A 24,801-nucleotide genomic window follows, 5' to 3' on the forward strand; every position below is an offset into this window, starting at 1 on the left:
GCAACGACGGGGTGGCCGCATATCCGAATCTGGCGATGCGGCCGCCCAGGAATGTGTGTCTCGGCTAGAGCACTGACGGTCTACTGGATGCTGCCTGTCACGTGTCTCCAGCTATCGATAGACAGCGCTGTCGTTAGTTCACCCGCGCCGACTGTGAAGCCCACGAAGGCCGTGTTACCGCCAAGCAGTGCCGGCAGTCCACCACCTTGGACCAGATAAATGTCTTTCCGGTATTGGGTTCACTTAGCAGTAACGTCAGCGTTGTTCCGTCATACGTCACGCGTCCCGGGCTAGGAGCAAGGAAACGTCCGGGTAGCTCCCCAGCGCCATAGTCTTGCGCCTTCCATCGTGGCGCTACTTCCATCCCCAGAGCTTTCCTCCCGACGGAGTCACCTGAAGATAGGGCCCACGACCGTCGGTGAGCTTGTCGGGATCCTCCTTCGCCTTGGCATCGCGGAAGGTCACCATCTTTCAGCTTCATCGATCCCCAAATCCGAATACCGCCACCTCTTCGAGGCGTATAGCGCCACGCGTACCGCCAAAGCAGCCGGATGCTATGGGCACGCGCTGGACGACGATAGACGGAAAACCCATATTCTGCGGGGCTTTCTTCATGCTCTTGGGTTTTATGGGACGGCTTAGACAGGAATGTGGCGGAGGGAGAGGGATTCGAACCCCCGGACCCTTTTACGGGTCGACTGTTTTCAAGACAGTAGGCATAAACCACTCGCCCATCCCTCCGCTCGGTACCGCGGCTTCCGCTAGGTTAGCAGTTTCGGGGTTTCCGTTACAGAGTGTGTGCGGCTGGCCTCGTTAGCTTTATTCAGCAGCCGGCTGGCCCGTGTGGAGCGGAGATTGTCGAGTGCGTTTCAGGGACTGGCCTATCGATGTGCGGCGCTACTCAGTTTGGCGCTGCAGCGGGCAACGAAAAGCGCCCCCGCGGTTGGGAGCGCTTTGGCTTCTGGCCTGGATTGAATCTAAGCGCGGCGACGACCGTGCTTCCGGGTGTGGGTGGACGCCATCTGCGTGCCGCGACCGCCGCCGAACTGCCACTGGCGGACTGGGCCAACGTCCACGTGGACAAACTGGCTGGTGGGGTAGTAGCCCACGCCGCCCATGCCCAGTGCAAGTGCCGCGTTGCGGAGCTTGAGCGTGCTGACACCGGGGATACGGATGTCGATTGCCTTCGACAGCATGTGCTGCGAGTGCTCGGCCACACCGGTATCGGCGCTGCGGGTGCGCAGGAAATTGTTGGAGAACGGGGTGCGGTAGCCGCAGACGATGTCGATCGTCGCATTTGGCTTACCCAGCTTCACCAGCAACGCGTGCAACAAGTCAAACTCGCGCGGATCGTAGTCGGCCGTGTCCTGCGTGCGGTGGTCGCGCAGGAAGTGATTGAGCATGCCGACGCCCTGATCGGAGTACTGACCGCCTTCTTTGTAAGCCACATCGATCGACTCGCCCGTGTGCAGATGATGCAGCTTCAAACGCAGACCCGCGATGATGCCCGTCTTCGGTGCAGTCATCGAGGCGGATGGTGCCGTAGGGACCGATTCCTCAGCGCGTGATGCGCCGGAGAGGCTGAGAAGCGCGAAGGCGAGCGTCGAAGAAAAAGCGATGTGTCGAAGGCGAGATGAGATCAATGTTGGGCTGCTCCAAAGCAAAATGGGTGGTGCCACTTCTCTTGCTGAGCGGTGAGGATGGGTCTCTATCTGCGAATCGCCGGGCCCTGTCTTTCGTCAGCCGCCATGCGATCCCCGCTCGCAGATCGATGAGTCAATTTTACCGCGAATCAGGGCAACCTCGCCGTTTCGAATTGCAACTTATGCGCCACGACAGGACACGTCAAGCCAAAAGTTGGAACCGCCATCCCCGGGCGGATGCCTATTATGACATCTCCAGTGTCGTGAACTGGGTTGTTCTCCACCACACCTGCGTTACGCTGGGACCGCATGTCACTCCTTTCATGGCTCAAACGCCCGGCTGCTTCCACCCCTGACAGATTCGGCTTTGCCGTGGTCGGCCTTGGCCACATTGCGGGCTATTTCCTGGACGCCCTGCGCGATTCGCCAACCGTCGCCGTCCCGGCGCTTGTCAGCGGAGACGCATCAAAAGCGACTTCGATGGCTAAAAAGTATGGAGCGACCCGCACCTATACTTATGCGGACTTCGACCGCATCGCCGACGACCCCGCTATCCACGCCGTCTACCTGGCGCTACCGGTCAGCCAGCATCGCGAGTTCACGGAGCGAGCCGCCGCCGCGGGCAAGCACGTACTGTGCGAAAAGCCCATGGCCCCGACCGCGGCTGATGCCCGAGCCATGATTGCTGCCTGCGCCGCAGCGAACGTGCGCCTTAGCATCGCCTATCGCTGTCCCTTCGACCCGGCCCATCAACAGGCCCGCAGGCTCGTGCAGGATGGAGCACTTGGAGAGACGGCCAGCCTCCACATCGCCTCCGGCTTCGGCTTCGAGCTGAAGCCGGGCTGGCGCACGGAGCCGGGACTTGCCGGGGGAGGATCCCTCTACGACGTCGGCATCTATCCGCTCAACGCCTCGCGCTACCTGCTGGGCGAAGATCCGAACGCTGTGCCGTACGCCAAGGCAATGACCGACGCGCAGGGGCTGGAACGCTCTGTCGCCTGGACGAGCAGCTTCCCTTCCGGCGCCCGTGCAGACTGCCGATCGTCCTACGTGCAGGAAATTGCCGACACGCTCCGCATTGAGGGCGAGCATGGCTGGCTTGAGCTGAATCCAGCGTTCACCCATCGCGGTCGATTGCATCTGCGCGGCAGCTATACCGGCGCCGACGGACGCAAAGTCGCCCTTGACGCCCCCTCACCGAGGAGCCTGCCATCGCACTTCCGTCTTGAGGCGGAGCATCTGGGTGCAGTGGTCCGTGAGGGAGTGGAACTGATCACACCCGGCGAGGACGGCCTTGCCGACATGGTTGCCATGGAGGCGATCTACGCTGCTGCGGGCGTCCGGCTACCATAACCCCATGCAACTCACTGCCATTGAAGTCCGCGTCCTGGGCGCACTGATCGAGAAGGAAATCACCACGCCGGAATACTATCCGCTCTCGCTGAATGCGTTGCTTGCCGCCTGCAACCAGAAGAGTTCGCGCGATCCGGTGATGACGCTGGAAGAAGCAGATGTCCGCACTGCGCTGCGATCACTGGAGGATGCGGAGCTGGTTTCAGTCGACCACGGCAGCCGCGTGCAGCGCTATGAACACCGCGCACGCACCGTCTTTCAACTGCGCCGCGATGAGACCGCGTTGCTCGCATTGCTGCTGTTGCGCGGTCCGCAGACACCCGGCGAATTGCGCAGCCGGGCCGACCGGATGCACAGCTTTGACGGGCTGGATGCAGTCGTCTCCGCGCTCAGCCGTATGTGCGCACCGACGGAGCAGCGTGCGGAGCCGATTGCGGTTCTGCTGGCGCGCCAGCCGGGATCGAAAGAGCAGCGTTATGCCCACACGCTGGGCGACCCGGCCGAGCTTGCGGTGGCTGCCGCGACCACTGCTGCCGTGCCGGTGGAAGCGTCCGGAGGCGCGTCCCTGGCGGGTCGGGTGAGCCAGTTGGAGGCGGAAGTTGCCGACTTGAAAGCCGCAGTGCAGCGGCTGGTGGAGCAGCTTGGTGGGTAGTTTTTGCAGGTTGAGAAACGCTAGACTCGCCCCAATCGGAAACGTCGCAAAATTGTAATCAGCTGTGGTACGCTATTCGCAATCGTTTGACCCTCAGTTAAGGTTCTTTGCTCGCCCTGCCCAAAACGCACTTGCAAAACCGTATTGAGATTCAACGAAACACAAGACGTAACAGGACAGGGACAGGCAAATGGAACAGGGTAATGTGAAGTGGTTCAACGATGCTAAGGGCTTCGGATTCATCTCGCGCGATAACGGCGAGGACGTATTCGTCCACCACACCGCCATCCAGTCGCAGGGCTTCCGCTCGCTGCAGGAAGGCCAACGCGTCACCTTCAATGTAGTGAAGGGACCGAAGGGCTGGCAGGCTGAGAACGTTTCGCCGGCGTAAACTACGCCCGACCGTTCCGCAACCAAAGATCACACCAAAGGACGGCATAAGCCGTCCTTTGGCCGTTTTAGCCTCGGTCCCCTTGTTGTAAGCCACCTCTCGCGCCGAAGACGAGGCAATCCGCTCGCGCCACTGACCGCCTCCCCCCCAGGCGTAGAATGGTGGAAGTCCTTCCGTGAGCCAAGGCGCAGCCCACAGAGCTGCCGGGCCGGTCAGCTTTCACATATTTTCCCCGGCCTCTTCCGCGACTGCCATTTTCGGCATCCAAGACTTCATACGCTGCAAGCGGCAAATCCACACAGGGTCGCCGCGACCCAGTTCCTCATTTTGAAAACCTAGTTATTTGGCCGCCAACGGCCCAGGAGCATCCCAACTGATGCGTACTGTTGTGCAGGATAAGTATTTCCTCCGTGATCTTCATCGTGAGATCGACCTTTACGACCGCAAGCTGATCCACCTGCTGAAGCATGAGGTCTTTGCGACCGAAGCTCTGCGTGATGCCGCCGTGCGCAAGCTCTCCACGAAGCGTGAGTCCCTGGCAGCTACAGCCCGGACCCTCGTCGAGTCCGGCATTGAATTCCATGACAATGATCTTCCGCGCTCCTTCCGCCCTGAAGGTTGGGTAGGCGCACCGGCCGACACCGAGTCGTCCCCTGCAGAAGTCGCAGTGGCCAGCGCGTCGCTCGGCACCACGACCGCTCCCACCTCAGCATTCGGCACGCAGGTCGCAAACCTGCAGCGCCAGGCCCTGCGCGAGGAAGAGTCGCCACTGGCGACCGCTCTCGGATCCTGGCAGGACGACCTGGCTGCTTACAAGAAGAAGCGCCAGAAGACCGCGGTAGCCACGGCCGTTTAGCCACTCTCGTAAGGGATGCACGTCATCCCTGCATCAAGCGAAGGGATCTGCCCATCGTCTGTCACCGGCATACAAGCCGGCGCCGGCAGCAAGCAGATCCCTTCCCTGCGTTTTACCGCAACCCATCCGCCGCGGAGAGTATCTATACGTCTATGGCAACCGATCTCTATAGCATTCCCGTCACGAAAATCGATGGCAGCGACGCCTCGCTCGGCGACTATCGCGGCAAGGTTCTCCTGGTCGTCAACGTAGCCAGCAAGTGCGGCCTGACACCGCAGTACGACGCGCTGGAGAAGACCTACGCTCGCTTTCACGATGCAGGCTTTGAGGTGCTGGGCTTCCCGGCGAACGACTTCGGCGCACAGGAGCCCGGATCCAACGAAGAGATTGCCCAGTTCTGCCGCGGCACCTTCGGCGCCAGCTTCCCCATGTACTCGAAGATCCCGGTAACCGGCCCGTCCAAGCACCCGCTCTATGCCGCGTTGACTGAGGCCATTCCGGAGTCCACTGGCGAAGGCAAAGCAGGCTTCATCGAGGGCCTGATCCGCTTCGGCGCGAAGCCGAATCCGGAACCGGAGATCCTGTGGAACTTTGAAAAGTTCCTGATCGGCCGCGACGGCAAGCCCGTAGCCCGCTTCTCGCCTGACACCCTGCCCGATGCACCACAGGTCACAAGCGCGATCGAAGCGGAACTAGACAAGAAGTAAGAGAACGATGTGAAAGCCCGGCGGCCCACGTCTCGCGTGTGAGACGTGGGCACCTTTACGGAGTGACAAATCCCGCCGCCAGCACCGGCTTCAATTGCTCCCAGGGCAGCACCGCATCCTCCGGCTGGGCCACGCGAGGCGCGATGGTGTAATCGGGATAGCCGATGTGGAGGCCATCCTTCTCCAACGTCCAGTTCGTGGGATCGGCGATGACCTTTTGCAGATCGGGAGCACTGGGGCCGTTCACCTGTTCGAACAGATACTGCTTCCCGGACCACTTCTGCAACTGATCCCAGCAAAGCGCTCCTACAATCTGCTTCCACGCCTCCCCTGCGAAGACATCCTCGGCACGCAGCGTGCGCTTTGCATCCAGCAGCCAGGTCATCGACTCGGAAGTCTCAAAGGGATGAGCGGCTCCGTGTCCCATACCGTTCGCGTGCAGCATGGCCGTCACGCGCCCATGGTCCACGCTGCGTAGATGCGCTTCCAGCGTTGTGTCCTGCGCCTCCGCCATCTCGTCCACCCATGAGAACGGCAGCTTGCGCTTGCCCTGCACAGTTCCCTGCTGCTCGCCCGCACCGGCCATCCTCAGCATGTGAGCTTCCACCGCTGCGCTCCACGCGATCCATGCTGGATCGTCCGAGTCTGCGCGCGGCCAGCTTGCCTGCAGCGTGCCAAATCCCGGGATCTCTGGTGTGCCGAAAGCTTCCTCCGCCTGCACCGGCATCGCCAGGAACTGCGTGCGCTTCAGCAGTGTCAGACCATCGACCACGGAGATTGCAGAACGGAGCTGCTTCGCGCGGTCCGCGTACAGCGGTTGCAGACATGCAGCGGCCTTCGGATGTTCTGGCTCATCCACCTTGCAGACCTGCTGGGACCAGGCCAGCCACTGCACCTGGTCGGCCCGCAAAAGCCCAATGCCAGCGGACGACAAGCGGGGCAAACCGGCACGATACGCCGCGGCCATGCCCGAGTCCGCGGCACTGAGCTTCGCGTCGCCACAGATAACTTTCTCAATGGGACGTACGGCTTTCGCGCAGTCGAAACTTGCAGCGTAAGACGACACACAGGAGGCAGCGAGCGCGGCAAAGACCAGCGCGATGGGACGGAGTGACATATTCGGCTTCCACAACTCCTGGGACTGCTGATGCAAGATACACCCGAGTCACAACGTCGGGGCAAAGCGAAAGCGCCGCCCGGTTGGGACGGCGCTTCGGGTACATCCACTCACGCCTAGTAGCGACGGCCGCGCGAGTCATAACGAGCTTCATCGCGATGACGCTTGTTTGCATTGGCGTTGCCAACCAGAGCGCCGCCACCGGCACCCAGTGCGCCACCGATCAATGCGCCCTTACCGCCGCCCACGAGTGCACCGATACCAGCACCGCCTGCGCCGCCGATCAGCGCGCCCTTGCCTGCGCCGATACCGCTATGACGCTTGTGGCGACGTCCGTGGCTGTCGCGGTAGTACTGCTGCGCGTGTGCGTCCGTCGTCATTACCAGCGGCGCCGTTGCGCCAAACATCATCACTGCACTCAGAACCAGACCCGTAAGTTTGTTGCGCATCTCTAGAACTCTCCCTTGCCGCAAGGAAGCGGCTTACCACTTTTCTGCATACTGAAAGATAGATGCGTCGTGCCGTACGTGCGAGGCCTGACACACCGCATAAATTGCAGAAATTGCAAGAAGCACGCAGGTGCGCTGCGCCGCCGCACCAACCCCTGCCAGCAGACGTGTTACCGTGGCAATCAACACTCCGCACAGCGACTGACGGTATGCTGTCGAAGTGCCAGCCAAAGCCAGGCGCCCACCCCTGCGCTGCTTTGCGGTCCGGACACAAAATCAGAAAGCATCATGGTGGCGAATCGGATTCGCTGCCTACCTGGCTTCGCAGAGGGGGAACTGCAAAGAAATGCCGCATAACTCCGTTGCCACAAGGAGAACTCTCACAGCGCTGCTGATACTGTCTCTGGTTCCGCTGCTGTATTTCGCCCCATCGCTCCTGACCCGCGCCTTCTCATCCAGCTATCTTCCCCATGGCGTCTGCTACATGTGGGACAGGCAATTGCTCGGCTTCAGTGTCTCGGCCGATGCCGTCATCTTTCTCTCGTATGTTGCCATCGCATCGATGCTGACATGGATCGCCTACCGCAACCGCCGGGAGATTCCCTTCGGCGGAATGTTTGCTGCATTCGGTGCTTTCATCGTCGCCTGCGGCCTGACGCACCTGATGGACATCATCGTCCTGTGGCATCCGTACTACTGGCTCGCCGTAGACATCAAGATCATTACGGCCGTTGCCTCTGCCATCACAGCCTGCCTGCTGCCTCCGTTGGCGCCAGCCCTTCGCAGCATGGTGAAGGCAGCCGCCATCTCGAAGAAGGCGCAGGCCGAACGGGAACAGGCGCATGCCTTCACCCGCTCCATCATTGACAGCTCCTCCTTCAGCATCATCGTGACCGATCGCAACGGAACCATCGTCTCCGCGAATCCGGCCTCCGAGCGCATGCTCTGGTACACCACGGCTGAGCTTACGTCGAACCAGAACATTGCATCGCTCATTCCCCAGCAGGAGATCACTGCACGCGCAGCCGAACTCACCGACGACCTGGGGCAGGCCACTCCGCCGGATGCCAGGGCACTGATGGCACGCGCAGGCATGGGCCTTATCGATGAAGGCGACTGGACCTTCGTCCGCAAGGATGGATCCACCATCCCCATCCGGCTCACGGTGTCAGCTCACTCCGGTGTCAGTGGCGTTGAGGGTTATATCTTCACTGCCTTCGACATCACGGAGCGGCTGCGCAGCCAGGAATACCTTCGCCACGTCGCCACGCATGATGCACTGACCGGTCTGCCCACGCGTGTGCTCTTCCGCGATCGGCTTGATGTTGCACTGGGCCGCGCTCGCCGCTATCAGCAGGCCGTCGCCGTCATCATGATTGACCTCGACAACTTCAAACGGATCAACGACTCCATGGGTCACCAGGCCGGTGATGAGGTCCTGGTCACCGTAGCCCAGCGGCTCCGCGACGCCGTGCGTGTGACCGACACCGTCGCACGCATGGGCGGCGACGAATTCGTCGTCATCCTCAGCGATCTTCGCGAACCGAAGGTCGGCGGCCAGCTTGCACAGAACCTGCTCGACTGCCTCGCCGTTCCCATCGTCGTCAACCAGCAGGAGATCGTCGTCACGGCCAGCATGGGCATTTGTACCGACACCGTAAATGCCGACGCCGTCTCCATTCTCAAGAACGCGGACCTCGCACTCTATCGCTCCAAGACCAATGGCAAGAACCAGGTCTACTGGTACACGGAAAACATGAAGCATGCGACCATCGAAAAGTTGCAGCTGGAAACCAACCTGCGGCTGGCGATCGAGCGTGACGAACTTACTCTGCACTACCAGCCGCAATTCTCACTCAAGACCGGCGCATGCACCGGCATGGAAGCACTCCTGCGCTGGGAGCGCAAAGGCCATGGCGTCATCATGCCAAGCGAGTTCATACCGCTGGCCGAAGAGACAGGACTGATCGTCCCCATCGGCAACTGGGTATTGCACCGAGCCTGCCTGGAAGCCGTTCACCTCTTTCAGCAACTCGGGAAGAACCTGACCGTCGCGGTCAATATCTCGCCGCGACAGTTTCTCGATAAGAGCCTCTTACGGAATATTGAGATGGCACTTAGAAACAGCGGCCTGGCGCCCGGCTCCCTCGAGTTGGAAATTACAGAAAACATCCTGATGCATGACGAAGAATCTCTTGTGCTGCTGGAACGCGTACGCGACCTCGGCGTGCGCGTCTCCATCGACGACTTCGGCACAGGCTTCTCCTCCATGGCCTACATCACACGCTTCTCCATCGATCGGCTCAAGATCGATCAGTCCTTTGTTCGCAACGCCACCACCGACGCCGGCAACGGAGCCGTCATCACCGCAATCATCGCCATGGCACACGGCCTTGGCGTGGAAGTGCTGGCCGAAGGCGTCGAGACCGCGGAGCAACTCGGCTTCCTGCTGCAGCATGGCTGCGACGCAGCACAGGGCTACCACTTCTCCCCACCGGTCGTAGCGTCAGAGATGATCCAGCACTTCAGCCCACGCAAATTTCCAACCGCCTGATGCGTGCAAGGCTCGTTTCGCCTGATCGCTAACATCCGTCTTACACCGCGGACGTACTTACCCGGTACGAGCTATCTCCCTCAAACGCTTGTTATGCGGTTTCCATGACGCGTTCACGCTCGACTTTCGGGCGAGACGACAGCGCGCATGAAATATTCCTCACTTTGACCTGTACATGGCGGATGCGCTCGCATACGCTTGCCACACTCCACAAATCAGGTCCCCCAATGAAACCTCTTGTTGCACTGCCTCTAGCAGGCGTTCTTGCGCTTGGTCACTCTGCTTTCGCCCAGTCCGTGGCGGCTCCAATAGCCACCACCCCACAGGCCGCCACCACCGCACAGGCCGTCACCACCGCTCCCCCAGAGGTCCCGCGCGCAGCCGTTCCGAACACCCTTATGGACGGCACTTCCGTCTCTCTGCGCATCGCTGAGACGATCTCCTCAGCCGATGCGCATGTGGGACAGATGGTGCCCTTCGAAGTGACGGAAGACGTCATCGTGCAGGGCATCACCGTCATTCCAAAGGGAAGCCCGGCGATCGCGAATGTCACCGCAGCCGAGTCAAAGAAGCGCATGGGCCGCGGCGGCAAACTCGACGTCGTCATCGACAGCGTCCGCCTCGCCGACGGCAGCAAGGTTCAACTCAGCGCCACCAAGAACACCAGCGGCGGCGGACACGTGGGAGCCATGACCGGCGCCATGGTCGCCACCAGCATCGTCTTCTTCCCCGCCGCACCACTCTTCCTCTTCATGCACGGAAAAGACATCACCATCCCCAAGGGCACACCCATCACCGCCTTCGTAAAGGGCGACACCAAACTCGACATGGCCCGCCTGGCGCCAAAGCCTGTAACACCGACAGACGCAACAGCAGCCACCCTTATACCCGCAGCCGCAACACTCAACACAGCCAGCCTGCAGATCGAAAGCAGCGTTCCCGGAGCTGATATCGAGATCGACGGAGCCTTCGCCGGCAACACCCCATCCACACTCGCCGTAGCGCCCGGACAACACACGATCGCAGTCAAGAAAAAGGGCTACACCGACTGGACGCGGACCATGAACGTCAGCGGGAGTGCGGTTCACTTGAAGGTGGATTTGGAGACGGCAAAGTGAAGCTCCCAGTGTGGGCAAAGGTCAGCTACTGGATGATGCTTGTCATCCTGGTAGGATCTGTCCTCCTACGAAGACTTGACCTGATAGTGGCGGGCGACTCGACTCCATTTGACTCAGTCATCTTTGTCATTTGGATCGCTTTATTGCTGGCGCCTATATTTAGCGAGGTTAAGATTTGGGGAGTCGAACTAAAGCAGGAAGTTAAAGAAGTCAAGAAGGAGCTAAGTCGAGAAATCGAGTCGGTTAGAGCAATGGTGACTAACCAAGTGGTGGTAACCTCCAATTTTGGTACACTTGCCCCTCCCGCAGAAAGTGAAATGCCTCGGATTAAAGAGGAAGTGGAACGTGCGATACCTCAAAAATTGAACGACAAGTCGTACCGTGAAAACGAGCACAACAGAGCGATTCCTCTTGATGCGATCTTCCTTTTTTCTGTTCGATATCAGTTGGAGGAGCAGGTTCGCCGTATAGGCATTCACACCGTCGACGAACCGCATCATATGCCGTTCCTTAGATTAATTTCGCTACTGAAACGTCACGGCGCAATATCGGAGTCGCTAGCTCTCGCAATAATCGACGTCTACCGGATCTGCAGTCCAGCGATTCACGGTGACACAGTCTCTCAGTCCCAGGTCGCATTTGTGCGCGACGTTGCCCCAAGATTGATCGTTAAATTGAGTGAAATACAGTCGATCTCAAGCGCCGCCCCCCTCGGCGACTGATGCACCAAGGCCTTTGATCTAAAGACTTGCAGTCGGCCTTCACTGGGGTCTTGTAACGTGGGCCGCTCGTCTCGAAGGATCTTGGCGGAAGATCGAAGCAGCAATTAAGAGCCCCGGCATCGCCGGGGCTCTTTATTGCTACCGAAAGGACTAAGCGGAAGCGCCCGAGATTGCCGGCGGCTCGCCCATGGTCTTCGTCGGCTTGGTGGCGCCGATCTGCTCCAGGATGCCCAGTTGGTCTGAGCTGCCCCAGCGTTCTTTGATCTTTGCGTCGCTGTTGAACTTGGCGATCTGCAGACCGCGTGCCTTGATCTTCTTGCCGGTTGCGGGGATGCCTTGGAACGGACCGTCCTGCGTGCCGGTGACTGTGTACGCGATGGCGATGTTGTCCTCGTCCGCGACCAGGTGATCCACGGCAATCTTCAGATCAGGAAACGCCGCGCGGAACTGGGTGAAGAAGCCGATGAAGCCCTCGGGCCCCTTGCCCTGATCCGGAGCCGGATCGTGGTCGACCACGTCTGCAGCGAATACGTCGTGAAACTGCTCCAGCTTGCCGGAGTTGATGGCATCGCCCATCTTCGTTGCTGTTGCGATGTTTGCTTCCTTGCTCATATGCACTCCCTCGATGACAGGTAGGATGCCGGCAACGGCTCTCCCGGCGCTCCATGCCGACGACACCAGGGCCCGCCACTTTCCGCTTACGCGATAAAACTTATTTCATCGGGATGCCCGATGGAACAAAGCTCTCGCCCTTCAGGTAAGCGCCCAGGCGTATCGGGCTGCCGTGCTGGACGGTGATCATCCGCTCTGTCTTTTCTCCGGGCTTGAGAGAGAACGGGATCTCCGTCGGCGCTATAGTCCCGCCTTCCGCTCCCTGGTCGGTCCACATCTGAAAGGTGCCGGTCTGCGTGCTGCGTCCCTGGTTTTCGATCGTCAGCTTTGCTTGCGTTGGGCTCACTTCCGTCAACCGGCGCGCGACCTGCGGTGTATCGATGGCAAGCCCCATGCCTCGGATCCATGCCGGGTTCCATACGGGTCCTTGCGGATGGATCTGGTTGCCGGAGGAGTCCATGTTTTTCTCCGTCAACTTGTCGCGATAATCCACCCATACTCTGCACCAGCACTGGTTGTCGTGGATGGCGTTGCCTGTCGGCATGCCCGGCGGCTGGTCCAGGAATTGCAGCAGTTGCGGATAGCGGCTGCGCCATGGTTCTTCCTTGTAGGGCATCGCCTTCAACCGGTTCAGGAGTGCCGGGTTGGTCCCATCAAAGTAAGCCTTCTGCCAGCCCATGCCGCGTGCGTCGAAGTGGACGCCGATGTCATCGTCGACGAAGCGGTTCTGCTCCAGAACATTGTCGTTACCGCCGCCGATCTTCACACCCCGAGCGGATCCCCGAATGACATTGCCTGTCACGAAGGACCCACTCGATTCGTCATCCAGATAGATCGCGTTGATATCTCCCAGGCCGAGATTATGAAAGTAGTTGTCGCGTACCGTGTTGCCACGCTCCGTGGTGTCCGCGCCGATGTAATAGGCGCTTGCGTCGGCCGTCTCCATGGCCACGGTATGGATGTCGTTCGCTTCGATAAGGTGCTCGTTCCCATGCACCCAGATGGCAAAGTGGGGTGCATGGTCAATGGTGTTGCCGGTAACGCGATTCCCCACGCCTGACACGTTAATCGCCGGCGTATAGGTACGCGACCAGCGAGCGTAGTCGTGAATGTGATTACGCGCTGCGACGTGCGCCGCTGCCGTGAGGGTTCTGCGATCGCCACCATCGAGAACAATACCGCCATCACCCGTTGCGCGAATCTCCGAGTCTTCGACCGCATCCCCTGCTCCGCCGCGGATGACCACGCCTGCGTTACCGGTATTGGCAATCGTGCAATGTTGAATGCGGTCATGGTCGCCGTCCTGAAAGACGATCCCGTCGGCACGAGTCAGTGCAAAATCCATGTCGTGGAACTCCACGTACGAAGCACCTTCCACACTGACCAGTGGCTTATCGAGCAGGGAGACCTCCGCCGTTCCAGAGGCAATGGGAGACGGCGGCCAGAAGTACAGGACACCCGCCGCGCGGTCCAGATACCACTCACCCGGCTCGTCCAGTTCCTCCAGCACATTCACTAACTGCCAGCGCTGCCCGGCCCTGTAGTTGTAATTCGGATTGGGCGCTGCGGTGTCGATCACATGGTGAGCCGTATCAATGGCAGTGATGCGTTCGTAATGATCGGCCCAGTCGTAATACCAATAGCCGTGAACCCATGCATCGGGAGCCTTTGCCCACCGTGCCGCGCGCTCACCCTCATAAGCAAACTGGTTCTGGGACTTATCCCTTGTGGCTGCGGCGGTGTAGGCCCAGCCTGTGTTCGGCCATCGGGCCAGCGTCATCGGCCGCCCCTGGAAGAACAACTCCAACGCGGCAAGGTTCGGCCGCCCCATGCCGCGCGAGACGATCTCTCCATAGTTCGTGATGCCCTGTGCACGCAAATCCGCGCGCAGGATCTTATCGTGCCATTTTCTGAAGTGAGTGATCGGCGCGCCGCCAACGAGGCGCACCTTCTCGCCCGGCATGGCGCGATAGATCACGGGCGCCATCGCAGTTCCGCTATCTGCGGAAGTCAGTGCGAATGTCGTTGTCCGGCGGTATTCTCCGGCTCGCAGCCAGATGGTGATGGGTGCATCATGCCTCGCGGCGCGTGCTGCGTCCCGCGCTCGTTCGAGTGATGCAAAAGGCCGCGCCTTTGTGCCGGGATTTGTGTCCGCTCCCCTGGGTGAAACATACAGGTCTTCCCCATGAAGCGGCGCTGCAGAACAAAGCGCCAGCAACAAAAGCGCCATTAAAGACCGCGCGTACATCAGGATCAACAGCGCCCCCGGGAAAACCCTACTTTCTACCGGGAGATACCGTATCCCTCTCACCGCAGCCTTGGCAAAGAGAACGCCACCGTCAACGCTGCATGGGGGCGTGGACGGTGGCGATTTTGATCGAAAGTAATTCCGGGCTGACTTACTGCATTCACAGCGAAGACTACTTGGCAGCCCGAACCGGCGGCGCGGCCGTCTGCTTCACGGCAGCATCCACCACGGCATAGAGCAACTGATCGGGATCGCGGCGCGCGATGGTCTTGATCAACATGCCCATCTTGCGTCCGGCTGCTTCGGTGTCCGGCAGCGTCACGCCGCGCTTCTGTGCGCTCATCTCCGCACACTGCTTCACCATGTCGAAGAACTTGTCTTCGTTGCGGTCGCTTGCCAGCCATGCCTCATGCACGGTGCTGGTCAGCAATTCCCGATTTACACGTGCGGCGTCCGCACTGTTGGCCGCCGTCACGCTCGGTGCGCTCGGCTTCTGCGCCTGCGTGGCCATGGGAGCCAACAGCAAGCCACTCATCACTACGGCACGTACTGCATCCTGCATCTTCATCGTTCGTATCCTCTCGCAGACCTGCGCTTAGTAGCGGCGGTAGCCGTTGTAATACCCGTTGTTGTAGTCGCGATAGTCGCGGTCATGCCGGCGATCGGCGTTCGCCTTGCCCAGCAGGGCACCACCACCCGCACCGATGCCGCCGCCGATGAGCGCGCCCTTCATGCCGCCGCCCAGCAGACCACCGATCAGCGCACCCGCGCCGCCGCCGATCAAAGCACCCTTGCCCGGTCCGATGCCGCCCCGGTTCCGATCCCGATACCGGTCGCGGTCATAGCGGTCGTCATACGGCCGCGCGCTGCGATAGCCCCGGTCATACCCGCCGCCGTACTGCGCCTGGGCGGACGTCACACTCGCCACGGGCGCCAGTCCTCCCAGCAACAACGCACCACTCAAAACGATTCCAAGCCGTTTCATCGTCTTTCCAATCCGCCCCGCCGGCTGCCCGGCGACGCCTTACCGGACAAGTAGATGCGGCCACACCGCCACACGGTCACCCGGCATGCCAAAATCCGCCAATATCGGGCAGGGAGCGGGGATCAGGGATGAGGAATTGGGAACTGTTCCCTGGTCCCCGATCCCTCTTTTCGTGCAGCCTCCTCACGCATCGGACCCGCGTCAAACCTGCCTCCTGACGTAACGCAGCAGTTATACTTAAGTCACACATGGCAGACGATCAGAACCTCTTCCCGAACGGCCCAGACGGCACCCCAAACGGCTCAAATCCTGAGGAAACGACACCTCCAGCGGCAGCCGCCGCGGGCGGTGGTGACGGCGGTGCCACGCCTCCCGGCTCTACCGGCCCCGGCGCGCTCTTCATGATCCCGATCAACATTGAAGAAGAGATGCGCCGGTCGTATCTCGACTACTCCATGTCGGTCATTATCGGCCGCGCCCTGCCCGACGTTCGCGACGGCCTGAAGCCCGTGCATCGCCGCATCCTGTACGCCATGCAGGAGATGGGTCTGCAGGCCAACAAAAAATACACCAAGTGCGCCAAGGTGGTCGGCCACGCCATGGGTAACTATCACCCGCACGGCGACTCCGCCATCTACGACGCCATGGTCCGCCTGGCGCAGCCCTTCTCCATGCGCTACCCGCTGGTCGACGGCCAGGGCAACTTCGGCTCGGTTGACGGCGATCCGCCGGCCGCCATGCGTTACACCGAAGCCCGCCTCCAGAAGATCGCCGGCGAAATGCTCGCCGACATCGACATGGACACCGTCGACTTCACGCCCAACTACGACGAGTCCACGCTCGAGCCCACGGTCCTTCCCGCGAAGTTCCCGAACCTGATCGTCAACGGTTCGTCGGGCATCGCCGTCGGCATGGCCACCAACATTCCGCCGCACAACCTGACCGAGATCGTCTCCGCAGCCATCGCGCTCGTGAACGCGACCGGCCTCAGCCGCGACGAAGAGCTCGACCTCGTCCTCTCCCACGTGCAGGGTCCGGACTTCCCCACCGGCGGCTTCATCTTCGGCAAGCGCAACATCCGCGAGGCCTACCGCACCGGCCGCGGCCGCTTCCTCATGCGCGCCAAGTGCGCCACGGAAGACCTGAAGGGTGGTCGCGAGTCGATCATCGTCAATGAGATCCCCTACCAGGTCAACAAGAACAACCTCATCAAGCGCATCGCCGAACTCGTGACCGATAAGGTCATCGAAGACATCAGCGACGTCCGTGACGAGTCCGACCGCGACGGCATGCGCATCGTCATCGAACTCAAGCGCGGCGCACAGCCTGAGATCGTTCTGAACCAGCTCTTCAAGAACACCTCCATGCAGGAGAGCTTCAGCATGATCTTCCTGGCCGTGCACAACGGCCAGCCGCGCGAGCTGCCGCTGCCCGACGCCATCCGCGCCTTCATCGAGCACCGTATCGACGTCGTGCGCCGCCGCACCGCCTTCCTCCTCGGCAAGGCCCGCGAGCGCGAGCACCTCCTCCTCGGCTACCAGATCGCGCTCGACTACCTCGACCAGGTCATCCGCATCATCCGCAACAGCAACAACCGTGCAGACGCCCGCGAGAACCTCTTCGCCTTCTTCAGCGGCCGCCGCATCAACCTGCGCGGCACCGAACTCGCAGGCGTCACGCTCGACGCAGGCAAGTATGGCGTCGACACCACGCTGCTGCCCGTCGCGCTCGCCCCCGGCGAAGTCGGCACACTCATCCTCAGCTACCGCCAGATCGACGCCATCCTCGAACTGCAGCTCTACCGCCTCACCCAGCTCTCCATCGACGAGATCCTCAACGAACTCAACAAGGTTCGCGACAACATCGCCGAGTACGAATCGATCCTGGCCAGCGAGAAGAAGCTGCGCAAGGTCATCGTCAAGGAGCTCGAAGAGATCCGCGACAAATACGGCGACGTCCGCCGCACCATCATCGTCGACGAGACAGCCGAACTGCAGCTCGAAGACCTCATCGCCGACGAGCAGGTGGCGGTCACCGTCTCGCACTCCGGCTACCTCAAGCGCACGCCCATCTCCACTTACCGCCAGCAGCGCCGCGGCGGCACGGGTCGCCTGGGCATGAAGACGCGCGAAGAAGACTTCGTGGCTTCTTTGATTGTGGATAGCACCCACGCCTACCTGCTCTTCTTCACCAACACCGGCCGCGTCTTCTGGATGAAGATCTACGAGATCCCGGACGTCGCATCCGCCGGCAAGGGCAAACACATGGCCTCCATGCTCGCGCTGCAGCCCGGCGAAAAGATCGTCAACTACCTCGCCGTCCGCGACCTGAAGGAAGAGGGCAAGTTCGTCTTCTTCGCGACGAGAGAGGGTGTGGTCAAGAAGACACCGCTCGTCGACTTTTCCAACGTCATGGCCCGCGGCATCATCGCCATCAACATCGACAAGGACGATGAACTCATCGCCGTCCGCGTCACCAGCGGCGACGACGTCGTCTTCCTCGCAACCCGCGAGGGCATGGCCATCCGCTTCGAAGAGAAGTACGACCCCGAACGCTCCGGCGGCCTCCGTCCCATGGGCCGTAACGCCGGCGGCAACAAGGGCATCACGCTCAAGAAGTCCGACTACGTCATCGGCGCCGCCGTCACCCCCAGCGAAGCCAGCCGCAACCGCAAGCGCCTGGAGTTCGCCGCAAAGCTCGACGCCGCCAACCCACCCAAGCCCGGCAAGCCGTCCATGGTCGAACAGGTCCAACAGGCCATCGACGACATCGCCCGCGCCAAGTCCAACACACCGCTCGAACTCGAAGGCGACCCGAACGAAGTCGTCGTCGAAGCCGGCACCCCGGAAAACCACTCGGACCGTCTCGACGCCCTCGACAAGCAGCTCGGCGTCACGCCCTGCCTGATCCTCACCGTCAGCGAAAACGGCTTCGGCAAGCGTACCGACGTCGACGCCTACCGCCTCCAGTCCCGCGGCGGCAAGGGCGTCATCAACATGCGCACCACGCCCAAGATCGGCAAGGTCTCCAGCATCCAGCTCGTCGATGAAACAACGGAACTCATGGTCATCAGCCAGTTCGGCAAGATCATCCGCATCGACACCAAGACCATCCGCGCAGCAGGCCGAGCCACCATGGGCGTAAAACTCCTCGACCTGGACGACGCCGACAAGGTAGCCGCCGCAGTCACCATCCCACCCGAAGAAGTAAAGGAAGAGAGCGAAACCAAGCCGCCAACCATCCAGTAGGCGCCTCGCACTCAACCAAACCAACACGTGACAACAAAGGGCCGACGCAAACGCGTCGGCCCCTCGTTTTTTCCTCATAGCATCGTCATCCTGAGTGGAGATCAGCCCTCTTCCCTCAAACAGAATTGTCATCCTGAGCGAAGCGCAGCCCTCCTCGCCCAAAGCATTGTCATCCTGAGCGAAGCGCAGCCCTCCTCCCCCAAAGCATTGTCATCCTGAGCGAAGCGCAGCGAAGTCGAAGGACCTGCATTCCGCTCACTCACCACAAATGTGGAAGGCAGCGAATCACTCAGACCGCCTTAATATCTAGGGCGTCTCCAACACATCCGAGGAACACAAACCCGTCCGCGCAAAGCGCGAACCCCTCGTAAGGGCACGGCTTAAGCCGTGCCACACCTCCCGGCACGAAGAACGGCTTCAGCCGCTGAGGTCAGCCTGTCCAAGCCTGAATGGAGAAAGAACCCCACAGGAAGCCACGGAAACCGGGCGCCCCATTCTTTGCGAAGCAAAGGGTGGGTTATCGCGCAAGGCGCGACCAAGCACCCCAGATCACCCAACCACCAGCCGAATCCGATACACAACCGCCCCAACACCCGCATAAAGCAAAACACTCAAAGGCAACATCGCCAACCCCGAAAACAGACGAACTGAAGTAGCAAGGGGAAGGGCAGACGTATTTCCGTTGGCCCGTCCATTCTTGCCTAACTTCGAATCCAGATGTAACTACCAATTAGATGAGTAGGCACTCTAAGGTCGCCTGATTGCCTTCGTGGTCGCGCAAGCTCTGGCGAAGAAAATCGGCCTCGTTGAAAGCTAGCGGTGCAGATGGCATGGCTTGGCGAAGCGCCTTTAACATCTTGAATGGATACGCAACTATTGCGTGCTGCTCATCAAACACGTAAACGTCATCCGTCGTATAGGCGGTCAGCACTTTGCGAAGGTCGTTCGTTGCTGCAAAAGTCAAATGACTTGGAGCTACAGGTTCAGAAAACCTTGAGTTCCGATAATTGGCATCTTCGCGTAGCGCCATCAACCAATCGAGAGGTGGCTTCCCACCTATGTCCTGAGAAAGAAAATAGTCATTGGGAAAACGCGATGAAAATCGGGATATTACAGCCTTATGAGTAGTACCGGAAAGCTTTACAGGACTGGCATTATCCGATGCCTCAAGCGCTAACGGAGAATGACCAGCATAGAAAATGCACTCACGATTGAGCGCTAGGCGCGCACGAAGCGAATAAAACACGAAATATAACTTCACCGTTGCCCAACTGAAGTAACCTAGCTCAATTCCTCGAAGTGCATCGAAGAACGTCACTGCTGCCGACTGGAAATAGTCATTCGCATCTGCAAGCAAAAATAGCCCCAAAGCCTGCGCTTCAGAGTTGTCAATTACCGCTTGGCGCACAGCTTTGCCAATTCCGTATAAATAATTATTCGCGGCGTGCACGCGTCAAATCTCAATCTCGTGGTCGCCGCTGTTATCCTCCGGCTCGTACATCTCAAGCAGGCGATCGTATATCAACGACACCGCCTTACTTCCTGATTGCCCGCGCACTTCAGACTGCTTCAATCTTTGTGATTTTGGCATGTTGATAAGACTGCTTATCAAATCCTTCTTGAACGATTTCTTGCTGGTGCAATAGTCAATGATCTTGTTCCTGAACAACTGAAGGGCGCCTAGAAAACCCGATGCATAAAGAAAAGGATTATCAGGGGAATTCCACTGATCGCCATACTTATCGTTTAGCGCCCCAAACAAATTAATTAGAACGGAGGTTTGCCTCTCGAGTTCGCGAACCTTCGCGTTGTCGAGCGGGCCTTTGTTATCCACTAGAGGCTTCAAAGCTGAAACAACTGTCGAGAGGGCGATTCCTCCTTTCATGCGCGGCGAGCCTGGGAACTTGATCCATCCGCGATACGGCGACTCGTCACTTTCGTTTAGCGCTGTCGCGATATCCTTAGCACGCAATGCTGTCTCGTCGATAAGGTATTCGCTCGCGACGCCGTAAAGATCGAAAACGAGCGTTCGCGAAACAGGCTTCTGTTCCGTATTGATGGACAAGAAAATGTCTGCGCACTCACGTGTGTCTAAATTTTCATAAATTGCCACTGGTATCTCAACGGATGAAACCGTTTTGTCGCTCTTAATGGCGTCCTTAAGCCCTGCTACTCGGTGCTGGCCATCAATTATTTGGGCGCAACGGGGGGCGTCCGCAAGCGTGACCTTTCCGCCGGCTACAAGGAGCTTATCCTTCGACACCCATTCAATACGATGCAATTTGGATAGTCTCCACCCTCCATCGCAAACTGCTTGAGCCCCGCGATACGCCTTGGGTTCAGAAAGCGTTGTACGGCACCCTCCTCGTCGTTTTCACCACGGATCGAGGCATATGCAATTCTCGTCAGATGGGCAGCTTGCATCTTGGTGAGTATGAACTGGCGATGAGCCTGTTTCACTTTGACGCATGGGTAAGCTCTTGCGGGCACGGAAGCTCCAATTGGATCGGATTCTTACGGCAATCCTACTAGACCTTCCGGATAAGAGGATCGTCTTTGGCGTCGGAGTCCACTGCTAGGTCACCACCGCTGTAAGTGGTTTTTATTGCTAGCTAAAGCACCCCGCCGTGAAGCGCGACGCACGCGCTCAAATGGAGCTGGCGTCCGCAAACATCCGTGGCATTGCGAGAAGCGGACAAGACCACCTTCAAAGATGTGATGCGTTCTTCATTCCTATTCCCCACGGAGAGGTGAAGATGCCCCACCGCACCCATCCAGCGGCTACGAAGCGATCTCCGCCCAATGGCTCGCAACCCGTGGCAACCGCAGCACCCACGCGGCCGACCTCGGCGTGACGGAGGTGCGAGGATGGGCGAAGACACTGCCGCAGGGCAGCAGCGTAATCGATCTGGGTTGCGGCCCCGGCTTTCCCTTCACCGCCGTCCTGCTCGAATAGGGGCTGGAAGTCTTTGGGGTGGAGGTGTCGCCTCGCTGGGGTCAGCGTTCCAACAGGAGTTGCCGCCCAACGGAGCTCTGAGTTCGGGGTTCCGACGGGTGCCGGGTGCCCCATTCTTTCGCGGCTTCCCGCGCAAGGGTGGGTTATCGCGCGCGGCGCGACGAGCGATGCGGATGGGGCGTGGAGTCTGCAGGGTGAGCGGTTCTACTTCGTTCGAAAAGCCAACCCACCCTTTGCTTCGCAAAGGATAGGCACCCGGCCTCTGGGGCCGCTCCATGCGGATGACCCCGGCGATTTAAACCAGTGCAAATCCCACGGCGCCATTGATCATGCCGCCCACGGCGTCGATGGCGGCGTTGATGGCGGACTCTGCCGTGATTTTGCCGACACCTTCGACTTCCGCAAGGATGCTGGTTGCGGCGTCCTGCTCCATGGCGAAGAGCTCCGCCGCCTCTGCCTGGGTGATCTTCCCCAGTGCGAGCTGGTTGGAGATGTGCTCGGTCTGCAGCGCGATGGCGCTCAACTGCTGGGTGACGACAGGTCTTGCGGCGGCCCATCCATTCAGCAGCGGGACCTTAGCGGCGGCAATCATCGCGGGCAGCACTTCGTCGGGAGAGAAGCTCATGCATCACCTACTGGAACAGGGTGGGCGCTACGGGTTTGGGCATTGCATGGATCGGTCTACTTGGAGATCGGCGGTGCGGTCGCGTTGGGAGGGACACCCTTCAGGCGTGTCCTGAGTGCGACCTGGAGGCGCGCGATGGAGGCGAACTCCGACTCAAGCGGCGCGCTGGCAAGCTCCACCACTTCCAGGCTTGGCCCGTTCGGGCCTGCGGATCGGTGCAACGTCTGGAGATGGTGGAGGGAGCTGGTGAGCGCGTCGATCTGGGTGAGCACTTCGGTGCTCTTCGGCTGGAACTGCACGCGTGTGCGAACGGTTTTGAGCGCAGCGTCTTCCCGGATGTAGAACGTCTTCGTGTTGTCGTAGGAGGCAGCGGGCGTGCCCGTGTCAGCCTCAAGCTGGCCAAGGAACTGTTCGGTGTCCTGCTGCACCTGGTTCAGCCCATGGTCCACCACGTCGTCATACCCCATGACGAGCACAACGTGGCAACCCGTGGTGAAGAGCAGGCAGACGAAGACCATCAACGTCGCAAGGGGCGCTCGCATGAATCGCTGCATGGACGCCATTCAAACGGCAGGCGGGTCGCAAGGCAAGAGTCTGTCGGCTATGTGCGGAACGTCTGCGCAGCCTCAGAACGTATTTTCGAAGTTCACGGAGCGGGAGCTTGAATCGCTGTCAAGCCCCTGGGCGTCCCGTAGTGATCGTAAGCTGTACCTTATGAGTCGTTTACGAGCGCAAATTGGTTGGCCGGTTTGCTGACACCGCTCACTACAATGGAAGTAGGGCTTCCCTCGGTGTCGAGACGCCGTTGCGCGGGGCACCCGATCTTAGGCGCACTCGGGCACGGCTGCCGGGCATCTGGCTTCGGGATGCTCTCACTTCGGATCGAGCAAGTAGCAAAGAAGCCCTCCGTGCGCCGTAAGTCCTTTCGAATCTAATTCTTGCGTATAAGTCCTTTGGAATCTAATTTTTACCGTTTCGGGAAACGTCAACTCCTTTGGAATCTAATTTTTACGGGAAATGGCGGGGGGGGGAGGGTCCTCAGTGGCCGTGGTTCAGCCCTGCGTCCCACCCTCCGTGCCCGGTCGGCTCATGGCAGCGAACTGCATGGGTGGCGGGTCGGGCTGACCGGCATCCGGCAGCGAATCATCCTTGGTGGGTTTCAGCTTCGTAGGAACCAGCTTCGAGTTGAGCAGGTTGATCTTTGGCATGGTGTTCATCCTTTCGGTGATGGTGATGAGCGTGGACGAGTGGGTGTTCAACCGACTCCGCCGAGAAGTGCAACAGGCGTGTAATCGCGATGAACAGAATGTCTCCGAAGATGAGCAGCGGAGGCAGGAACCGCAGGGCAAGTGCCAGGACAGACGTTCCAGCAATCAATACAACTGCCCAGAACACCACCCACACATACCGCTGGCGCGGGTAAGCGTACCGCAGCAGAAACTTGTTCCTCCAGTGCGGTCGATAGGTGACGAGCACGACCGGAAGACCTTCCATGACGAGCACAAAGACTGCGAACAGACCGAAGCTGAATGCCATCGGCAGCGTGCGTAGGTAGTCGCCGGAGAGCAGGCTCTCAACGTATACGGCCTGTAGCTGGAAGCCCCACATGCGCCGGCCGAGCACGGTCTTCAGGTCCGTGTTGCTCTCGGAGCCGATGACCGCGACCTTGCCCAGCAGCCGCGCCGGTAACGCCTGCCCGGTGCAGGGAACTCCCCAGCGCTGTCGCGCGGCGTCATCGCCGGACGAGCACAGCAACTCGGTCGTAGTCACACGCGGCAATGGCATTGCGAGGTTCGCGTAGGCATGATCGTCCCGGTCAATCAGCCGCTGGACGCTGCGGTGCTGCGCGAACGCCGGATCGTACTGCTTCACGGCTGAGAGCATCAGCGAGTCGACGAACTCTGCCTTCGGTTCCGCTTCGGCATGCTGAACGTGCTCGTCTGGAGAAGATTCCAGCACCTGCCAGCGCAGTGGCAGCCGCTCCGTCTCGCTGTCCAGCCTTGTCAGGCCACGCACCACGTTGGCGGAAGCGAAGTCCAGTTGCGGCTTGCGCACAAGGCACGCGTTGCCCACGCGCTCCTCGATGCCGTCGGTCGATTCCCCCACCACAATCGGTGCATGGATCGAACGCACCGCCTGCAGCAGCGCATCGGTCGTCGCGGGTTCGCGGCTGCACGCATTCGGACTGAAGAACTTGTCGACCATGATGACCGAAGGATTCTCGCGCGCGACGGCTCGAAGAACATCTGCCAGATACGCTCGGCCAAGGCAGACGTTGCTCTGCACTTCCTCCAGCTCCGCGGGAATCACGACGGTGACTACGTGGCCCGTGGTGACCGGGCTCGCCCAGCCCAGGAATTTGGAATACCACTGGCTGTAAGCGCTGGACCGCGTCTCATCGCGCAACACGCACTCACTGGAAAGCACGTCGAGCCGCTCGCGATACTCCCAGATGATGAGCAGGCTCAACGCGCAGAGGTACAACAACGCCAGCCACACATGCGACCATCGCCCATGATGTCCAAAGCGCGCATGTGCTTTTGCAGGCCGTGCGTTCATCGCATC

At 60.1% G+C, this 24,801-nt stretch carries 22 protein-coding genes and 1 tRNA gene; 9 read left to right on the forward strand and 14 right to left on the reverse strand.

Going from position 1 to position 24,801, the window contains the following annotated elements:
* Positions 1-651 precede the first annotated feature (651 nt).
* Positions 652-741, reverse strand: a tRNA-Ser gene (locus BLW03_RS07895).
* A 236-nt stretch (positions 742-977) separates the two neighbouring features.
* Positions 978-1,526, reverse strand: coding sequence for a peptidoglycan L,D-endopeptidase MepK (locus BLW03_RS07900; protein WP_244502008.1), 549 nt, complete (start codon positions 1,524-1,526; stop codon positions 978-980).
* Between the two features lie 426 nt (positions 1,527-1,952).
* On the opposite strand from BLW03_RS07900, the gene BLW03_RS07905 reads away from it, so the two are divergent.
* The 5 genes from BLW03_RS07905 (at position 1,953) to BLW03_RS07925 (ending at position 5,602) form a co-directional block, all read left to right on the forward strand.
* Entirely contained in the window at positions 1,953-2,996 is a 1,044-nt protein-coding gene (locus BLW03_RS07905; protein WP_074653205.1) for a Gfo/Idh/MocA family protein, read from the forward strand.
* Between the two features lie 4 nt (positions 2,997-3,000).
* Entirely contained in the window at positions 3,001-3,648 is a 648-nt protein-coding gene (locus BLW03_RS07910) for a YceH family protein (protein WP_074653207.1), read from the forward strand.
* 190 nt (positions 3,649-3,838) lie between these two features.
* Positions 3,839-4,039: a cold-shock protein gene (locus tag BLW03_RS07915; protein WP_074653209.1), complete on the forward strand. Its 201-nt coding sequence runs from the start codon at positions 3,839-3,841 to the stop codon at positions 4,037-4,039.
* A gap of 376 nt (positions 4,040-4,415) precedes the next feature.
* Positions 4,416-4,895 carry a hypothetical protein gene (locus tag BLW03_RS07920; protein WP_074653210.1) on the forward strand — a complete coding sequence of 160 codons (480 nt, stop codon included), beginning with the start codon at positions 4,416-4,418 and terminating at the stop codon, positions 4,893-4,895.
* A gap of 152 nt (positions 4,896-5,047) precedes the next feature.
* On the forward strand, positions 5,048-5,602 hold the full coding sequence (locus BLW03_RS07925; RefSeq protein ID WP_074653212.1) for a glutathione peroxidase: 555 nt from the start codon (positions 5,048-5,050) through the stop codon (positions 5,600-5,602).
* Positions 5,603-5,657: 55 nt separating this feature from the next.
* Here BLW03_RS07925 and BLW03_RS07930 read toward each other — a convergent pair whose 3' ends face one another.
* Entirely contained in the window at positions 5,658-6,719 is a 1,062-nt protein-coding gene (locus BLW03_RS07930) for a DUF3298 domain-containing protein (RefSeq protein ID WP_074653213.1), read from the reverse strand.
* A gap of 116 nt (positions 6,720-6,835) precedes the next feature.
* The gene (locus BLW03_RS20150) at positions 6,836-7,168 is read right to left on the reverse strand and encodes a hypothetical protein (protein WP_083350396.1); all 333 of its coding nucleotides are present in this window, start codon (positions 7,166-7,168) and stop codon (positions 6,836-6,838) included.
* Between the two features lie 346 nt (positions 7,169-7,514).
* On the opposite strand from BLW03_RS20150, the gene BLW03_RS07940 reads away from it, so the two are divergent.
* From BLW03_RS07940 to BLW03_RS07950, 3 genes are all read left to right on the forward strand, one after another.
* Entirely contained in the window at positions 7,515-9,722 is a 2,208-nt protein-coding gene (locus BLW03_RS07940; RefSeq protein ID WP_074653215.1) for a putative bifunctional diguanylate cyclase/phosphodiesterase, read from the forward strand.
* Between the two features lie 227 nt (positions 9,723-9,949).
* Complete coding sequence (locus tag BLW03_RS07945; RefSeq protein ID WP_074653216.1) at positions 9,950-10,840, forward strand: PEGA domain-containing protein; 891 nt, start codon at positions 9,950-9,952, stop codon at positions 10,838-10,840.
* Entirely contained in the window at positions 10,837-11,562 is a 726-nt protein-coding gene (locus BLW03_RS07950; RefSeq protein WP_074653218.1) for a hypothetical protein, read from the forward strand. Before BLW03_RS07945 ends, BLW03_RS07950 begins: the two co-directional genes overlap by 4 nt.
* Before the next feature lie 150 nt (positions 11,563-11,712).
* On the opposite strand, the gene BLW03_RS07955 is transcribed toward BLW03_RS07950, so the two are convergent.
* The 4 genes from BLW03_RS07955 to BLW03_RS20380 all read right to left on the reverse strand — a co-directional run bounded on the left by BLW03_RS07955 (position 11,713) and on the right by BLW03_RS20380 (position 15,407).
* Positions 11,713-12,174 carry an ester cyclase gene (locus BLW03_RS07955; protein WP_074653219.1) on the reverse strand — a complete coding sequence of 154 codons (462 nt, stop codon included), beginning with the start codon at positions 12,172-12,174 and terminating at the stop codon, positions 11,713-11,715.
* A 100-nt stretch (positions 12,175-12,274) separates the two neighbouring features.
* Complete coding sequence (locus BLW03_RS07960) at positions 12,275-14,395, reverse strand: right-handed parallel beta-helix repeat-containing protein (RefSeq protein WP_212733160.1); 2,121 nt, start codon at positions 14,393-14,395, stop codon at positions 12,275-12,277.
* A gap of 199 nt (positions 14,396-14,594) precedes the next feature.
* Complete coding sequence (locus BLW03_RS07965; RefSeq protein ID WP_074653223.1) at positions 14,595-14,990, reverse strand: hypothetical protein; 396 nt, start codon at positions 14,988-14,990, stop codon at positions 14,595-14,597.
* A 27-nt stretch (positions 14,991-15,017) separates the two neighbouring features.
* Positions 15,018-15,407: a hypothetical protein gene (locus BLW03_RS20380; protein WP_074653224.1), complete on the reverse strand. Its 390-nt coding sequence runs from the start codon at positions 15,405-15,407 to the stop codon at positions 15,018-15,020.
* A gap of 248 nt (positions 15,408-15,655) precedes the next feature.
* On the opposite strand from BLW03_RS20380, the gene gyrA reads away from it, so the two are divergent.
* A complete protein-coding gene (gyrA, locus tag BLW03_RS07975; protein WP_083350398.1) occupies positions 15,656-18,655 on the forward strand; it encodes a DNA gyrase subunit A in 3,000 nt (999 codons plus the stop codon).
* Between the two features lie 730 nt (positions 18,656-19,385).
* Here the strand turns inward: gyrA and BLW03_RS20385 are convergent.
* The 6 genes from BLW03_RS20385 to BLW03_RS08000 form a co-directional block, all read right to left on the reverse strand.
* Complete coding sequence (locus tag BLW03_RS20385) at positions 19,386-20,105, reverse strand: hypothetical protein (RefSeq protein ID WP_139285141.1); 720 nt, start codon at positions 20,103-20,105, stop codon at positions 19,386-19,388.
* 3 nt (positions 20,106-20,108) lie between these two features.
* Positions 20,109-20,936, reverse strand: a complete 828-nt coding sequence (locus BLW03_RS07985; protein WP_212733161.1) for a DGQHR domain-containing protein — start codon at positions 20,934-20,936, stop codon at positions 20,109-20,111.
* A 970-nt stretch (positions 20,937-21,906) separates the two neighbouring features.
* Positions 21,907-22,236 carry a hypothetical protein gene (locus BLW03_RS07990; protein WP_074653228.1) on the reverse strand — a complete coding sequence of 110 codons (330 nt, stop codon included), beginning with the start codon at positions 22,234-22,236 and terminating at the stop codon, positions 21,907-21,909.
* Between the two features lie 56 nt (positions 22,237-22,292).
* Positions 22,293-22,790 (reverse strand): hypothetical protein, encoded by a 498-nt coding sequence (locus tag BLW03_RS07995; RefSeq protein ID WP_074653229.1) that lies wholly within the window; start codon positions 22,788-22,790, stop codon positions 22,293-22,295.
* Between the two features lie 498 nt (positions 22,791-23,288).
* Positions 23,289-23,444: a hypothetical protein gene (locus tag BLW03_RS20830; RefSeq protein ID WP_212733162.1), complete on the reverse strand. Its 156-nt coding sequence runs from the start codon at positions 23,442-23,444 to the stop codon at positions 23,289-23,291.
* Complete coding sequence (locus BLW03_RS08000) at positions 23,380-24,795, reverse strand: CHASE2 domain-containing protein (protein WP_170834987.1); 1,416 nt, start codon at positions 24,793-24,795, stop codon at positions 23,380-23,382. Before BLW03_RS08000 ends, BLW03_RS20830 begins: the two co-directional genes overlap by 65 nt.
* Positions 24,796-24,801: the final 6 nt, after the last annotated feature.

The sequence above is a fragment of the Terriglobus roseus genome (genome assembly GCF_900105625.1).
Classification (GTDB): Bacteria; Acidobacteriota; Terriglobia; order Terriglobales; family Acidobacteriaceae; genus Terriglobus; species Terriglobus roseus_B.

What these genes read in the sequence shown, in the direction of transcription:
- BLW03_RS07900 (WP_244502008.1), bottom strand. Translation starts at nt 1,526, where the DNA reads ATGACTGCACCGAAGACGGGCATCATCGCGGGTCTGCGTTTGAAGCTG.
- BLW03_RS07995 (WP_074653229.1), bottom strand. Translation starts at nt 22,790, where the DNA reads ATGCAGCGATTCATGCGAGCGCCCCTTGCGACGTTGATGGTCTTCGTC.
- BLW03_RS07910 (WP_074653207.1), top strand. Translation starts at nt 3,001, where the DNA reads ATGCAACTCACTGCCATTGAAGTCCGCGTCCTGGGCGCACTGATCGAG.
- BLW03_RS07915 (WP_074653209.1), top strand. Translation starts at nt 3,839, where the DNA reads ATGGAACAGGGTAATGTGAAGTGGTTCAACGATGCTAAGGGCTTCGGA.
- BLW03_RS07920 (WP_074653210.1), top strand. Translation starts at nt 4,416, where the DNA reads ATGCGTACTGTTGTGCAGGATAAGTATTTCCTCCGTGATCTTCATCGT.
- BLW03_RS08000 (WP_170834987.1), bottom strand. Translation starts at nt 24,795, where the DNA reads ATGAACGCACGGCCTGCAAAAGCACATGCGCGCTTTGGACATCATGGG.
- BLW03_RS07945 (WP_074653216.1), top strand. Translation starts at nt 9,950, where the DNA reads ATGAAACCTCTTGTTGCACTGCCTCTAGCAGGCGTTCTTGCGCTTGGT.
- gyrA (WP_083350398.1), top strand. Translation starts at nt 15,656, where the DNA reads ATGGCAGACGATCAGAACCTCTTCCCGAACGGCCCAGACGGCACCCCA.
- BLW03_RS20380 (WP_074653224.1), bottom strand. Translation starts at nt 15,407, where the DNA reads ATGAAACGGCTTGGAATCGTTTTGAGTGGTGCGTTGTTGCTGGGAGGA.
- BLW03_RS07940 (WP_074653215.1), top strand. Translation starts at nt 7,515, where the DNA reads ATGCCGCATAACTCCGTTGCCACAAGGAGAACTCTCACAGCGCTGCTG.
- BLW03_RS20150 (WP_083350396.1), bottom strand. Translation starts at nt 7,168, where the DNA reads ATGCGCAACAAACTTACGGGTCTGGTTCTGAGTGCAGTGATGATGTTT.
- BLW03_RS07965 (WP_074653223.1), bottom strand. Translation starts at nt 14,990, where the DNA reads ATGAAGATGCAGGATGCAGTACGTGCCGTAGTGATGAGTGGCTTGCTG.
- BLW03_RS07990 (WP_074653228.1), bottom strand. Translation starts at nt 22,236, where the DNA reads ATGAGCTTCTCTCCCGACGAAGTGCTGCCCGCGATGATTGCCGCCGCT.
- BLW03_RS20830 (WP_212733162.1), bottom strand. Translation starts at nt 23,444, where the DNA reads ATGCCAAAGATCAACCTGCTCAACTCGAAGCTGGTTCCTACGAAGCTG.
- BLW03_RS07955 (WP_074653219.1), bottom strand. Translation starts at nt 12,174, where the DNA reads ATGAGCAAGGAAGCAAACATCGCAACAGCAACGAAGATGGGCGATGCC.
- BLW03_RS07905 (WP_074653205.1), top strand. Translation starts at nt 1,953, where the DNA reads ATGTCACTCCTTTCATGGCTCAAACGCCCGGCTGCTTCCACCCCTGAC.
- BLW03_RS07930 (WP_074653213.1), bottom strand. Translation starts at nt 6,719, where the DNA reads ATGTCACTCCGTCCCATCGCGCTGGTCTTTGCCGCGCTCGCTGCCTCC.
- BLW03_RS07925 (WP_074653212.1), top strand. Translation starts at nt 5,048, where the DNA reads ATGGCAACCGATCTCTATAGCATTCCCGTCACGAAAATCGATGGCAGC.